The 13,929-nt window shown below is 70.3% G+C and carries 11 protein-coding genes and 1 rRNA gene; 11 read left to right on the top strand and 1 reads right to left on the bottom strand.

Annotated elements, in window-relative coordinates; genetic code table 11:
• Window positions 1-41: 41 nt before the first annotated feature.
• Genes argC through VH914_05200 form a run of 9 tightly spaced genes read left to right on the top strand, consistent with a single transcriptional unit; the run spans window position 42 to window position 8,929 of the window.
• A complete protein-coding gene (gene argC, locus VH914_05240) occupies window positions 42-1,079 on the top strand; it encodes an N-acetyl-gamma-glutamyl-phosphate reductase (GenBank protein HEX4490594.1) in 1,038 nt (345 codons plus the stop codon).
• Window positions 1,076-2,257: a bifunctional glutamate N-acetyltransferase/amino-acid acetyltransferase ArgJ gene (gene argJ, locus VH914_05235; GenBank protein ID HEX4490593.1), complete on the top strand. Its 1,182-nt coding sequence runs from the start codon at window positions 1,076-1,078 to the stop codon at window positions 2,255-2,257. Before argC ends, argJ begins: the two co-directional genes overlap by 4 nt.
• Entirely contained in the window at window positions 2,254-3,138 is an 885-nt protein-coding gene (gene argB / locus VH914_05230) for an acetylglutamate kinase (GenBank protein ID HEX4490592.1), read from the top strand. Before argJ ends, argB begins: the two co-directional genes overlap by 4 nt.
• A complete protein-coding gene (locus tag VH914_05225) occupies window positions 3,135-4,337 on the top strand; it encodes an aspartate aminotransferase family protein (protein HEX4490591.1) in 1,203 nt (400 codons plus the stop codon). The genes argB and VH914_05225 overlap by 4 nt, the downstream gene beginning before the upstream one ends.
• Window positions 4,334-5,242 carry an ornithine carbamoyltransferase gene (argF, locus tag VH914_05220; protein HEX4490590.1) on the top strand — a complete coding sequence of 303 codons (909 nt, stop codon included), beginning with the start codon at window positions 4,334-4,336 and terminating at the stop codon, window positions 5,240-5,242. The genes VH914_05225 and argF overlap by 4 nt, the downstream gene beginning before the upstream one ends.
• 2 nt (window positions 5,243-5,244) lie before the next feature.
• On the top strand, window positions 5,245-5,718 hold the full coding sequence (argR, locus tag VH914_05215) for an arginine repressor (GenBank protein HEX4490589.1): 474 nt from the start codon (window positions 5,245-5,247) through the stop codon (window positions 5,716-5,718).
• 12 nt (window positions 5,719-5,730) lie between these two features.
• A complete protein-coding gene (locus VH914_05210; GenBank protein ID HEX4490588.1) occupies window positions 5,731-6,939 on the top strand; it encodes an argininosuccinate synthase in 1,209 nt (402 codons plus the stop codon).
• Window positions 6,939-8,345 carry an argininosuccinate lyase gene (argH, locus tag VH914_05205; protein ID HEX4490587.1) on the top strand — a complete coding sequence of 469 codons (1,407 nt, stop codon included), beginning with the start codon at window positions 6,939-6,941 and terminating at the stop codon, window positions 8,343-8,345. The genes VH914_05210 and argH overlap by 1 nt, the downstream gene beginning before the upstream one ends.
• A complete protein-coding gene (locus VH914_05200) occupies window positions 8,342-8,929 on the top strand; it encodes a DNA-3-methyladenine glycosylase (protein HEX4490586.1) in 588 nt (195 codons plus the stop codon). Before argH ends, VH914_05200 begins: the two co-directional genes overlap by 4 nt.
• Window positions 8,930-9,134: 205 nt before the next feature.
• Here VH914_05200 and VH914_05195 read toward each other — a convergent pair whose 3' ends face one another.
• Window positions 9,135-11,477, bottom strand: a complete 2,343-nt coding sequence (locus VH914_05195) for a PBP1A family penicillin-binding protein (protein ID HEX4490585.1) — start codon at window positions 11,475-11,477, stop codon at window positions 9,135-9,137.
• A gap of 59 nt (window positions 11,478-11,536) precedes the next feature.
• Here VH914_05195 and tyrS point away from each other — a divergent pair, with 59 nt between their 5' ends.
• The gene (gene tyrS, locus VH914_05190; GenBank protein ID HEX4490584.1) at window positions 11,537-12,751 is read left to right on the top strand and encodes a tyrosine--tRNA ligase; all 1,215 of its coding nucleotides are present in this window, start codon (window positions 11,537-11,539) and stop codon (window positions 12,749-12,751) included.
• 368 nt (window positions 12,752-13,119) lie between these two features.
• Window positions 13,120-13,929: ribosomal RNA gene (locus VH914_05185) — 16S ribosomal RNA — on the top strand; the annotation flags it as partial.

Here is a 13,929-nt window from a genome sequence, read left to right as displayed (position 1 = left end):
ACTGATGGCGCTCCTATGCGCTCGACTGTATGATATGCAGCATGGCGTATAGAGCGGGGGTCGTCGGGGCCTCGGGCTACACCGGGGTCGAGTTGCTGCGGCTGCTCGTCGGCCACCCCGAGATCGACGCGGTGCACGTCACGGCCGACTCGAACGCCGGTCGTTCCGTCACCGAGCTGTTCCCGTCGCTGGCCGCGGCCTACGGCGGCCTGGAGCTCGCGCCGTTCGCGCCCGTCGACCTCGCGGGCCTCGACGTCGTGTTCCTCGCGCTGCCGCACGGTGAGTCGCAGCGGGTCGCGGCCGCGGTGCTGGCGCAGGTGCCGCACGTCGTCGACCTCGGCGCCGACTTCCGCGTGCCGGCCGCGGTCTACGAGCAGTGGCACGGCTCACCGCACACCGCACCCGAGCTGCTCGACGAGTTCGCGTACGGCCTCGTCGAGCTGAACCGGCCGGAGATCACGACCCGCGCGCACGCGGCGAATCCCGGTTGCTACGCGACCGCGGTGAGCCTCGCGCTCGCGCCGCTGCTCGCGAGCGGGTTGGTGGAGCCGCACGGCATCGTCGCCGACGCGGCATCGGGTGTGTCCGGCGCGGGCCGCAAGCTGAAGGCGACGAACCTCTTCAGCGAGGTCGACGAGGACTTCACCGCGTACGGACTCCTCACCCACTTCCACACCGCGGAGATGCAGGAGACGCTGACGCGCGCGCACGGTGCGCCGGTCTCGCTGCTGTTCACTCCGCACCTCGTCCCGATGACGCGCGGCATTCTCGCAACCTGTTACGCGCGCCCGGCGCAGGGCGGCCTCTCGACGCCGCGGCTGCTCGACCATTACCGCGATGCCTACGCGTCGGAGCCGTTCGTGCAAGTGGTCGACGAGTCGCCGCACACGAAGGCGACGACCGGCTCGAACTCGGTGCACGTCACCGTGCGGTTCGACGAGCGCACGGGCACGGTCGTCGCCATCGCGGCGGAGGACAACCTCGTGAAGGGCGCGTCGGGCCAGGCGATCCAGAACGCCAACCTGCTGCTCGGCCTGCCGGAGACGCTCGGCCTCCCGACCGTCGGACTGTTCCCGTGAGCATCACCGCGGCCGAGGGCTTCGTCGCCGGTGGTGGCGCGATCGGCATCAAGGAGAGCGGCGCGCCCGACGTCGCGATCGTCGCGACGGCCGATCACGAGCCGGTTGCCGCGGCGGCCGTGTTCACCACGAACCTCGCGTGCGCGGCGCCGGTACAGGTCTCGCGTGAGCACCTGAGCGACGGCCGTGCGGCCGCAATCATCCTCTCGAGCGGCAACGCGAACGCCGCCACGGGTGAGGCCGGCCGCGCCAACGCGCGCCGCATGTGCGAGCTCACCGGCGAGGCGCTCGGGATCGCGACGGGCGACGTGCTCGTGTGCTCGACCGGTCTCATCGGGATCCCGATGCCGATGGACGTCGTCGAGATCGGCGTTCCGAAGGTCGCGGGCGCGCTGCGCGCCGGCGCGGAGGGCGCCGCGCAGGCCGCGACCGCGATGCTCACGACCGACACCGTGCGCAAGGAAGCGGTCGCCGCGTTCGCGCGCGGCACCGTCGGCGGTATGGCCAAGGGCGCGGCGATGCTGTCGCCGGCGATGGCGACGATGCTCGCGGTGCTGACGACCGACGCACCGGTCGAGCCGCCGGTGTTGCGGCGCGCGCTCGCCGATGCGGTCGCGCTGAGCTTCGACCGGCTCTGCGTCGACGGCTGCCGGAGCACGAACGACACGGTCGCGGTGCTCGCGTCGGGACGGGCCGGCGGCGCGCCCCTCGAAAGTCGCGACGACGTGCGCGCGCTCACCGACGCGATGGCCGAGGTCTGCTCGTCGCTCGCGGAGCAGATGGCGCGCGACGCCGAGGGCGCGAACAAGTTCGTCCGCATCGTCGTGACCGGCGCGCGATCGGACGCCGACGCGCTGATCGCGGCGCGCGCGATTGCCGCGTCGCAGCTCGTCCAGTGCTCACTGCACGGAAACGATCCGTACTGGGGTCGCGTGCTGTCGGAGATCGGAGCCAGCGGCGCGCACTGCGATCCCGAGCGCGTCGACATCTCGTACGGCGAGGTCACCGTCTGCCGCGACGGCATCGCGTGCGAGCACGACGTCGCGAAGCTCGCAGGAGCGATGGAAGCGCACGACGTCACCGTCCACTCCGAGCTGCACCTCGGGCACGGCGAGGCCACGATCCTCACCACCGACCTGTCGCCGGCGTACATCGCCGAGAACATGAGGACGTCGTGAGCGCGACGCGAAGCGTTGCCCAGGAACGACTTGCCGACGCCGGGGCCAAGGCCGCGATCCTCGCCGACGCGCTGCCGTACATCCGCGAGTTCGCCGGGCGGATCATCGTCGTCAAGTACGGCGGGCACGCCATGGAGAACCCGGAGCTCGCGGCGCTGTTCGCGGCCGACGTCGTGCTCATGCGACTCATCGGCATGCAGCCCGTCGTGGTCCACGGTGGCGGTCCGCAGATCACCGACCTCATGCGCCGGCTCGGCAAGGAGCCGGAGTTCGTCGACGGCCGCAGGGTGACCGACGCGGAGACCGTCGACATCGTGCGGATGGCCCTCGTCGGCAAGGTCAACCGCGAGATCGTCGCCGCGATGAACCGGCACGGCCCGTACGCGGTCGGCCTCTCCGGTGAGGACGCCGGACTGCTGCGCGTGATCCCTCGCGATCCCGCACTCGGCTTCGTCGGCGAGGTCGACGTGGTCGACCCGTCGATCGTCGTGCGGCTCCTGAAGGAGGAGCTCATCCCGGTGATCGCGACGGTCGGCGTCGACGACGCGGGTCAGGCGTACAACGTGAACGCCGACACGGTTGCGGCCGCGATCGCCGCTGCGCTCGGTGCGGAGAAGCTCGTGTACCTCACCGACGTTGCGGGGCTCTACGCGCGCTGGCCGGACGAGGACTCGTTGGTGTCCCGTGTCGACCTCGCGGGGCTCGAGGCGTTGCTCGCGAGCGGCGCGGTGTCGAGTGGGATGATCCCGAAGATCGAGTCGTGCATCGCCGCGTTGCGCGATGGTGTCGCACGGGCCCACGTGCTCGACGGGCGGCTGCCCCACGCGCTGCTGCTGGAGCTCTTCACGCGTGAAGGAGTGGGAACGATGGTGACGCCGTGACCGTGACGATGGACCTCATCGCGCTCGACGCGGAGCACGTGATGGGCACGTACGGCCGGTTCCCGGTCGAGTTCGTGCGGGGCTCGGGCACCGAGCTGTTCGACGCCGAGGGTCGCCGCTACCTCGACTTCCTGTCCGGTCTCGCGGTCACGTCGCTCGGGCACGCGCATCCTGCGGTCGCGGCTGCGATCGCGGAGCAGGCGGCGACGTTGCTCCACACCTCGAACCTCTTCCACACCGAGCACCAGGCGCCGGTCGCGGCGACGCTCGACCGGCTCCTCGGCGGCGGTGGCCGCGTCTTCTTCGCGAACAGCGGAGCCGAGGCCAACGAGTGCGCGATCAAGCTCGCGCGCCGCTACGGCCAACAGCACGGTGGACGGGATCGCTACCACGTCGTCTCCGCGTACGGATCGTTCCACGGACGCACGCTCACGACGCTCGCGGCGACCGGGCAGCCGCAGAAGCAGGAGACGTTCCAGCCCCTGCCCGACGGCTTCCGCCAGGTGCTCTTCGACGACCTCGACGCGCTCGCGGGTGCGCTCGACGGCCGCGTCTGCGCGGTGCTGCTCGAAGCAGTGCAGGGCGAAGGCGGGGTTCAGCCCGCGTCGCCCGAGTACCTGCGCGCGGTGCGCCGGCTGTGCGACGAGCGCGAGGCGTTGCTGATCGTCGACGAGGTGCAGACCGGTCTCGGTCGCACCGGCCGTTGGTTCGGGTTCGAGCACGCCGACATCGCGCCCGACATCGTCACCATGGCGAAGGCGCTTGGGAACGGCGTACCGATCGGCGCGTGCTGGGCTCGCGCCGAGGTCGCGTCCGCGTTCGCACCCGGGGATCACGCGACGACCTTCGGTGGCCAGCCGCTCGCGACGAGCGCGGCGCGAGCGGTGCTCGATGAGATGCTCGCGATCGACGCGCCCGCGCTGGCGGCGCGCGCGGGAGAGCGGTTGATGCGCGCGCTCGACGCGCTGCCGCAGGTGCGCGCGGTGCGCGGGCTCGGGCTGTTGATCGCCGCGGAGCTCGTCGACGGCTTGGACGCGGCCGCGATCACGCGTGCGTGTCTCGACTCGGGCCTCGTCGTCAACGCGGTGACGCCGACGGCGTTGCGATTCGCACCGCCGCTCACCGTCTCCGACGCCGAGATCGATGAAGCGGTCACGCTCCTGGCGGGCGTCCTCGCGGCGAGCGGAGCGGCCTCGTGACCCGCAGCCTGCTCGAGATCGACGACCTCGACCCGGCGCGGCTCACGCGCATCCTCGACGAAGCCGAGCGCGGTCGGAAGGACCCGGCCTCGATCCCCAAGCCCCTCACCGGGCGCGGTGTCGCGGCCGTGTTCGAGAAGCCGTCTGCCCGCACCCGAACGTCGTTCGAGATGGCCGTCGTCGCGCTCGGCGGCCACGCGGTCGTGCTCCAGGGCGTCGAGGTCGGCATGGGTACGCGTGAGAGCGTCGCCGATGTCGCGCGCACGCTCGCCGGCTTCACGTGCGTGATCGCGGCGCGCGTGTTCGATCACCTGTCGCTCGTCGAGATGACGGATGCAGTCGACGTACCGATCGTGAACCTGCTGTCCGATCGCGCGCATCCGCTCCAGGCGCTCGCCGACCTGCTCACGTTGCGCGACCGGTTCGGCTCGGTCGAGGGCCGGCGCCTCGCGTACATCGGCGACGGCAACAACGTCGCCGCGTCGCTCGCCTACGCGGCCGCGCTGAGCGGGCTCGAGCTCGTCATCGCGTCGCCGAGTGGCTTCGAGTTGCCCGACCCGATCATCGAGGGCGCGCGCAACCTCGGCGGAAGCGTCGAGCAGGTCAGCGACCCGTACGACGCCGCGCGCGGTGCCGACGCGCTCTACACCGACGTGTGGACGTCGATGGGGCAGGAGGACGAGCGCGCCGCGCGCCTCGCGAGCTTTGCGGGCTACACGATCGACGACGCGATGCTCGCGGTCGCCGATCCCGGCGCGTGCTTCCTGCACTGCCTGCCCGCGCACCGCGGCGAAGAGGTCGCCGCGAGCGTGATCGACGGACCCGCGTCGCTGGTGTGGGAGCAGGCGGCGAACCGGTTGCACGTGGCGCGCGCCGCGCTCGTCGACCTGCTCGAGGAGGGGTGAGCGTGGCGACACTCGGCAAACCACAGCGACAGCACCGGATCCTGCGGGTCCTCGAGGAGCAGCCGGTGTCGAGCCAGGCGCAGCTCGTCGCGCTGCTCGAATCCGACGGCGTCGTCGCGACACAGGCCACGGTGAGCCGCGACCTCGAAGAGCTCGGCGCAGTGAAGGTCCGCATCCCCGGCGGCGCGATGGCGTACGCGATTCCCGAGTACACCAAGGAGCGCCTCAGCGGCTCCGACGACCATCTGCGCCGGCTGATGGGGGAGTTCGTCGTCGAGGTCGCGCACAGCCAGAACCTCGTCGTGCTGCGAACGCCACCGGGCAGCGCGCACGTCGTCGGCTCCGCGATCGACCGCGGCGGGGTCGCGGGTGTGCTCGGCACCGTGGCCGGCGACGACACCGTCCTGCTCGTGTGCGCGGAGACCGTCAGCGGCGCGAGCGTGGCCGCCAAGCTCGCCGGCCTCGCCGGCCTCTAGGAAGGAACGTTCGTGGCGAAGCGAGTCGTGTTGGCGTACTCGGGTGGGCTCGACACCTCGGTCGCGGTGCGCTGGCTGCGTGAGGAGTGGGGCGTCGAGGTCGTCGCGTGCGCGGTCGACGTCGGCCAGCTCGTCGCAGGCGAGGAAGCGGTGATCCGTGAGCGCGCCGAGGCCGCGGGCGCGGTCGAGGTCGAGGTCATCGACGCACGCGCCGACTTCGCCGACCACTTCCTCATGCCCGCGTTGCGCGCCAACGCGCTGTACGAGGGCAAGTACCCGCTCGTGTCCGCGCTGTCGCGGCCGGTGATCGTCGAGCACCTCGTCGCCTCCGCGCGTCGCCACGGCGCCGACGCGGTCGGGCACGGCTGCACGGGCAAGGGCAACGACCAGGTGCGCTTCGAGGTCTCGACGCGCGCGCTCGCGCCCGACCTCGACGTGCTCGCGCCCGCCCGCGTGTGGGGCCTGACGCGCGCCGAATGCATCGACCTCGCCGAGAAGTGGGACATCCCGATCTCGGCCACGAAGGAGAAGCTCTACTCGATCGACGAGAACATGTGGGGACGCGCGATCGAGTGCGGTGTGATCGAGAACCCTTGGTCGAACGCGCCCGAAGAGCCGTACACGATGACCGCGCACGTGCGCGACGCGCCGTCGACGCCCGCGGAGGTCGTGCTGCAGTTCGAAAGAGGCGTGCCCGTCGCGATCGACGGCGATCGCGTCGACTTCGTCGAGCTGATCGGCCGCCTCGGTCCGAGGGTCGGCGCGTACGGCTTCGGTCGCATCGACATGGTCGAGAACCGGCGGGTCGGCATCAAGAGCCGCGAGGTGTACGAATGTCCGGCCGCGATCGCGCTGATCGCCGCGCACCGCGACCTCGAGGGCATCACGCTCGAGCGCGACGTCGCGCGCGAGAAGCAACGGCTCGAGATTCGTGTCGCGGAGCTGATCTACGACGGCCTGTGGCACTCGCCGCTCATGCGTGCGCTCGACGCGTTCATGGTCTCGACACAGGAGCACGTGACCGGCGAGGTGCGGCTGCGACTGGAGGCCGGGCGCTGCGACGCGGTCGGCCGGCGCGCACCGCGCAGTCTCTACGACCACGATCTCGCGACGTACGACGCGGAGGACTCCTTCCGCCACGAGGACTCGGCCGGGTTCGTGCGGCTCTGGGGGCTGTCGGTCGAGACGTGGTCGCGTCGCCAGGGACCTGGGGCGTCGTGATGGGTCCCACCGAAGCCGCCGACGGACGCACGCTCTGGCACGGACGGTTCGCAGAGGCGCCCAGCGACGAGCTCCTCGCGTTCACCGTCAGTCTCCCGTTCGACATCCGCCTCGCGTCCGACGACCTGCGGGGTTCGCGCGCGCACGTCGCGATGCTCCACCGTGTCGGCCTGCTCGACGCCGAAGAGCACGACGCGATCCAACGCGCGCTCGACGCGGTCGCGTCCGAGCTCGCCTCGGGTGCATTTGCGTTCGCGCCGACCGACGAGGACATTCACACCGCGATCGAGCGCCGCGTCACCGAGATGGCGGGCTCGGCGGGCGCGAAGCTCCACACCGGTCGCAGCCGCAACGACCAGGTCGCCCTCGACCTCCGCCTCTTCCTGCGCCGCGTGGGTCGCGAGCAGGTCGAGCGGATCGTGGCGCTCCAGGACGTCCTGCTCCGCCGGGCCGAGGAAGCGGGCGACACGTACCTGCCGGGTTACACGCACATGCAGCGCGCGCAGCCGGTCATGCTCTCGCACCATCTGCTCGCGCACTTCTGGGCGCTGGCGCGCGACGTCGACCGCTGGCGCGATGCGCTCGAACGCGCGTCGGTATCGCCGCTCGGTGCGGGCGCGCTCGCGGGCTCGAGCCTCCCGCTCGCGCCGGCCGACGTCGCGGCGGACCTCGGGTTCGCGCGGCCGTTCGAGAACTCGCTCGACGCCGTGTCGGATCGCGACTTCGTCGCCGAGGCGCTGTTCGTGATTGCGCTCACGCAGACTCACTTGTCGCGCATGGGTGAGGAGATCGTGCTGTGGGCGACCGACGAGTTCGGCTTCATCCGCCTGCCCGACGCGTACTCGACGGGCTCGTCGATGCTCCCGCAGAAGAAGAACCCCGACATCGCGGAGCTCGCACGCGGCAAGGCCGGGCGGGTCATCGGTGACCTCGTCGGGTTCCTCACGACGCTGAAGGGTCTGCCGCTCGCGTACAACCGCGATCTGCAGGAGGACAAGGAGCCGTTGTTCGACGCGCTCGACACCTGCGCGCTGTCGTTGCTCGCGCTCAGCGGTCTCTACGACGCGGTCGTGTTCGTCGACGAGCGCATGGCCGAGGCCGCCGACAGCTCGATGACCGCGGCGACCGATCTCGCCGAGCACCTCGTGAGCGGGGGCATGCCGTTCCGCGAGGCGCACGCGGCGGTCGGCACGCTCGTGCGCCAGTCGATCGAGCGGGGGGTTCCGTTCGAGGAGCTCGTCGCCACCGATCCCCGGCTCGGTCCGGAGGCGCTCACGCTCCTCGCACCGGGCGCGGGGGTGCAGCGCCGGCTCACTCCCGGTGGCGCGGGTCCGAAGGCCGTCGTCGCGCAGGTCGCGCTCGCGCAGCAATGCCTCGTCGAGGAGCGGGCCTGGCTCGCGTCGTGACGCGCGCGCTCCCGCGAGCGTTCTACGACCGGGACGCGCGCACGGTCGCACCCGAGCTGCTCAACAAGCTGCTCGTCACCGGTCGCGGTGCGGCCCGGGTCGCGGCGCGCATCGTCGAGGTCGAGGCGTACTGCGGCTCGGACGATCCCGGCAGTCACGCGTACCGCGGCCCGACCGCGCGCAACGCGACGATGTTCGGTCCGCCCGGTCACCTGTACGTCTATTTCACGTACGGCATGCACTGGTGCGCGAACGCGGTGTGCGGTCCGGGCCGCGTGCCGCACGCGGTCTTGCTGCGCGCCGGCGTGCCCATCGCGGGGCTCGACCTGATGCGCGCGCGCCGTCCCGCGGCGCGGCGCGACCGCGATCTCTGCTCGGGTCCCGCGCGCCTCGCGCAGTCGTTCGGCCTCGACCGCACGTTCGACGGTGACGACCTCGTCCGCGGTCCGCTCCGCATCGTCGACGACGGGCTCGAACCACCGGCGCGCCCCGGAGTCTCGACGCGCATCGGCCTCTCCGTCGGCAAGGGCGAGCAGTTCCCCTGGCGTTACTTCGTCACCGGCGACCCGAACGTGTCGCGTTGAGTTGCGGAGTGCATCGTTCCCGCAGGAACGGACGGGTCGGTTTCGCGGCCCGTCCGAGCCGTCAGGTGAGGCGCCGAGGAGGGCGACGCCTGCGAGCCCGACAGAGGCACCGAGCGAAGCGAGCCGGCCGGCCCGGGCTCGCTCCCGTCCCGCGTCCCGGAGCGGCGAGCGAAGCGAGCGCGACCATGACCATGACAAACCGTGACTACGACGGGTTGACCCAGATGGTCACGGTGCCGTAGGCGTCGACCTCGGAATTGCCGACGGGCGACTGCTTCCAGACCCGCCCCGCGAGCGACGCGGGGTTCGGCGGGGGCGCGGCCTGCACGATGATCCGCGCGTGCAGGAGATGCGCGCCGATCGTCGCGCTCGCTTGGTCGCCGAGCAGTCCGAGCACGGTCGGCACCGTGACCGTCTGCGGTGGTCCGTTCGCGACCTTGAGCGTCACGAGCGCGCCTCGCGTCGACGCGGTGTGACCGACGGGGTCCTGCGCGACGACGACGCCCGGCGGGTACTGCCGGCTCGCGACGTCGACCCGGGCGACGCGGTAGCCGGTGTCGGTGAGCACCTGCTGCGCCTGGTTGAACGGCATGCCGACGACATCGGCGACCGGCGGGCTCGGGGGCTCGGTCGTGACGGTGCCGACATCGGGAGTCGGGAACTGCGCGATCGGAACCTCTGCGAGCGCGGCGCCTTCGTAGAGCCCCCAGATCTGCGCGGGCCACGTACCGCCGGTGACCTTCTCGCGGGTGCGGGGCGGCACCATCGACAGTTCCTTCTGCGGGTACCCGACCCACACCGCGGTCGTCAGCTGTGGGGTCGAGCCGACGAACCACGCGTCCTTCCAGTTCTCGCCGGTACCGGTCTTGCCCGCGACCGGACGTCCGATGCGCGCGTTGATGCCGGTGCCGCGCGTCACGACCTGTTGCATCACGCCGTTGACCTCGCGCGCGATCGACGTCGGCAGCACGCGCTGCGAGTCCGTTTGCGAGCGGTAGAGCACGTTTCCGTTCGGCGCGACCACGCTCGTGACGAACACCGGGTCGTTGTGGATCCCGTCGGCCGCGAAGCTCGTGTACGCCGACGCCATGTCGAGCACCGTTACCGCGTTCGATCCGATCGCCGTCGAGAGGTAGGGCGTGAGCGGCGAGCGGATGCCGACGTGCGACGCGAGGTCGACGACGCGCTGCGGTCCGATGTCCTCGATGAGCTGCGCGTAGACGGTGTTGACCGAGTGCACGGTCGCGTCGACGAGGTTCATGTGGCCGCCGCCGGTGCCGTCGTAGTTGTGCAGCACCCACGGCTCCTGCCCCGGCGAGGTGATCGTGAGCGTCTTCGGCGCCGCGTAGGTGCGCGTGAGCGGGACGTCGTCCTCGAGCGCGGCCGCGAGCACGAACGGCTTGAACGCGGAGCCGGCCTGGCGCTGACCCTGACCCGCGAGGTCGAACTGCGCGTACGGCTCGGAGCCGTAGAAGTCCCGGCCGCCGACGTACGCCTCGACGTGGCCGTTGCGCGGGTCGATCGAAACGAGCGCGCCCGACGGGTCCTGCGCGGGATCGACGAGCACGTGGTTCAGCGCGCTCTCGGCTTCCTGTTGGCGCGCGGGATCGAGCGTCGTTCGGATCACGAGCCCGCCCGTGTAGAGGAGGTGACGGCGCGCGTCGATCGTCGCGCCGAACTGCTTGTGGCTCAGCACGAACTGCTCGACCTCGGCCACGAAGTACGGCGCGCGCATCTCGTCGTCGGCGGGCTGCGGGTGCAGCCCGAGGGGCTCGGTCTTCGCCTTGGCGACGACGGCCTTCGTCGCGTATCCGTACTCGGCCATCTTGTCGAGCACGACGTTGCGGCGCGTGAGTGCGGCCTGCGGCACGACGAACGGGTTGTAGCCCTCCGGTGCCTGGATCAGACCGGCGATGAGCGCGCCCTGGGTCAGCGTGAGGTTGCTCGCGGGCACTCCGAAGTAGCGCTCCGCCGCGCTCTGCACGCCGTAGGAGCCGCTGCCGAAGTAGACGAGGTTGAGGTAGTGCTCGAGGATCTGGTGCTTCGTGAACTTCCGCTCGAGCTGCACCGCGAGCGTGACCTCGCGCAGCTTGCGGTGCACGGTCTTCTGATCGTTCAGCATCACGTTGCGGACGTACTGCTGCGTGATGGTCGAGCCGCCCTGCGCGATCTCGCCCTTGTCGATGTCGGTGCGGAGCGCGCGCAGCATCGCGTGGACGTCGACGCCGGGGTGCTCGTAGAAGCGGTGGTCCTCGATCGCGATGACCGCGTGCTGCAGGTTCGGCGACACCTTGCTCAAGGGAACGTCGGTGCGGTGGATCCCGGCGTCGAGCCGCGCGAGCACGCTGCCGTCGGCGGCGAGGACGACCGACGACTGGTCGGGGACCGCCGAGGTCAGCTTCGAGAGGTCGGCGGTGTAGCTGCAGGCCGCGGTCGCGACGAGCAGCGCGATCGCGAGCCCGATCGGGAGCGCGCGCCGACGACCCCGACCCCGAGACCGGGACCGGTTCGCCACTCCCGCGCTGCCGTCGACAGTCACACCAGTCACATCGGCACCATTGTCGCTCAGGAGCAACATCAGTGCGAGGCCAGGGCTAGCCTGCGCCCATGCCGGGCGACCAGGAGCGGATCGCCGCGCTCACCCAGGGCGCGATCGACGTCATCTCGCCCGGGGAGCTGACCGCCAAGCTCGCCTCGGGGAAGCGCCTGCGGGTCAAGCTGGGGCTCGACCCGACCGCCTCCGACCTCCACATCGGTCACGCCGTCGTCCTCCGCACGCTCCGGCGCTTCCAGGACGCCGGCCACCTCGCCGTCCTCATCCTGGGCGACTTCACGGCTCGCGTCGGTGATCCCTCGGGCCGGTCGGCCACCCGTCCGCGTCTGTCGCGCGAGCAGATCGACGCGGCCGCCGACACGTACCTCGCGCAGCTCACGCGCATCCTCGATCCCGACCCCGCCCGGCTCGAGGTCCGCCGCAACTCCGAGTGGCTCGACCGCATGGAGGTCGAGGACATCCTGCGGCTGACGGCCCGCACGACCGTCGCCCGCATGCTCGAGCGCGACGACTTCGCCAAGCGCTACTCCTCGGGCGAGGCCATCTCGCTGACCGAGTTCCTCTATCCGCTGTTCCAGGGCTGGGACTCGGTGATGGTCGACGCCGACGTCGAGCTAGGCGGCACCGACCAGCTGTTCAACCTCCTCGTCGGCCGCCAGCTCCAGCAGCAGGAGGGCCGGGAGCCGCAGGTCGTCATCACGACGCCGTTGCTCGAAGGGCTCTCGGGCGGCCCGAAGATGTCGAAGTCGCTGGGCAACTTCGTCGGGCTCACCGAACCCCCGGCCGAGCAGTTCGGGAAGCTCATGTCGATCCCGGACGCGCTCATCCCCACGTACCTGGAGTACGCGACGGCGTGGCCCCAGGCCCGCATCGACGAGACGATCGCCGAGCTCGCGTCGGGCGCGCGCTCGCCGCGCGACGCCAAGCGCCTGCTCGGCCGCACCGTCGCCGACCTGTACCACGGGCCCGGCACGGGGGAGCAGGCGCAGGCCGACTTCGACCGTGTGTTCATCGAGGGCAAGGCGCCCACCGAGATCGCCGGGTACGAGCTCGCCGACGACGGCGAGGTCCGGCTGAGCCGCGTGCTCCACGAGTCCGGCCTGGTTGGTTCCAAGCGGGAAGCAGCCCGTATGATCCGTGATGGCGCGGTCCGGGTCGACGCCGGCGCCGTTGCCGAGGACGTAGTGAAACCGGCGTCGGCGTGGTGGGGGACGCAGATCCAGGTCGGCAAGCGCAAGTGGATCCGGATCATGGCGCCCACGGTTTGACAGCCCCTCCGGGGGTCCATAGGATGATCAGTCGCCTCTCCGGCGGCCTGCAGAGGCCGCGGGCGGGGGGTTTTGACACCACCAGCTCGGGACTTGCGTGCGCGAGCACGTTCCAGCAGTAACGGTTCCGAGCTGCGTGTCGCCGATGTGCTCGTACTCAGTGCGCGCCTGTCGGGAACCGCACCTTGACAACAGAGCAGTGAAGCCAAAAGCCAGTGCTGGTGATGAGCGATCATCACCACCTCGTGTTGCCATCTCGACCTCAGGTCGAGATGGAAAGTCACCCGAAGGGTTCAGTTCCCGGAGGGTGACTCTGAACAGATCGAAGGTGCCGTCCTCGGTTCGCCGAGCGCCGGCGCTTCTAGATCTTGACGGAGAGTTTGATCCTGGCTCAGGACGAACGCTGGCGGCGCGCTTAATACATGCAAGTCGAACGTGAAGCCGGGGCTTGCCCCGGTGGAAAGTGGCGAACGGGTGCGTAACACGTGAGCAACCTGCCCCGAAGACTGGGATAACACCGGGAAACCGGTGCTAATACCGGATGCCCTCTTCTGATCGCATGGTCGGATGAGGAAATGGATTCCGCTTCGGGATGGGCTCGCGGCCTATCAGCTTGTTGGTGGGGTAACGGCCCACCAAGGCGACGACGGGTAGCTGGTCTGAGAGGACGACCAGCCACACTGGGACTGAGACACGGCCCAGACTCCTACGGGAGGCAGCAGTAGGGAATCTTGCTCAATGGGCGAAAGCCTGAAGCAGCGACGCCGCGTGCGGGATGAAGGCCTTCGGGTTGTAAACCGCTTTCAGCAGGGACGAAACTGACGGTACCTGCAGAAGAAGCGCCGGCTAACTACGTGCCAGCAGCCGCGGTAATACGTAGGGCGCAAGCGTTGTCCGGAATTATTGGGCGTAAAGAGCTCGTAGGCGGTGTGTCACGTCGATCGTGAAAACGTACAGCTTAACTGTGCGCGTGCGGTCGATACGGGCATCACTGGAGTTCGGCAGGGGAGACTGGAATTCCTGGTGTAGCGGTGAAATGCGCAGATATCAGGAGGAACACCGGTGGCGAAGGCGGGTCTCTGGGCCGATACTGACGCTGAGGAGCGAAAGCGTGGGGAGCGAACAGGATTAGATACCCTGGTAGTCCACGCTGTAAACGTTGGGCGCTAGGTGTGGGG

Source organism: Acidimicrobiia bacterium (assembly GCA_036271555.1).
Classification (GTDB): domain Bacteria; phylum Actinomycetota; class Acidimicrobiia; order IMCC26256; family PALSA-610; genus DATBAK01.
Note: the sequence above shows the minus strand (reverse complement) of the source record. Positions and strands in the feature narration are given on the sequence as shown.

What these genes read in the sequence shown, in the direction of transcription:
- argC (HEX4490594.1), top strand. Translation starts at nt 42, where the DNA reads ATGGCGTATAGAGCGGGGGTCGTCGGGGCCTCGGGCTACACCGGGGTC.
- argH (HEX4490587.1), top strand. Translation starts at nt 6,939, where the DNA reads ATGGGTCCCACCGAAGCCGCCGACGGACGCACGCTCTGGCACGGACGG.
- tyrS (HEX4490584.1), top strand. Translation starts at nt 11,537, where the DNA reads ATGCCGGGCGACCAGGAGCGGATCGCCGCGCTCACCCAGGGCGCGATC.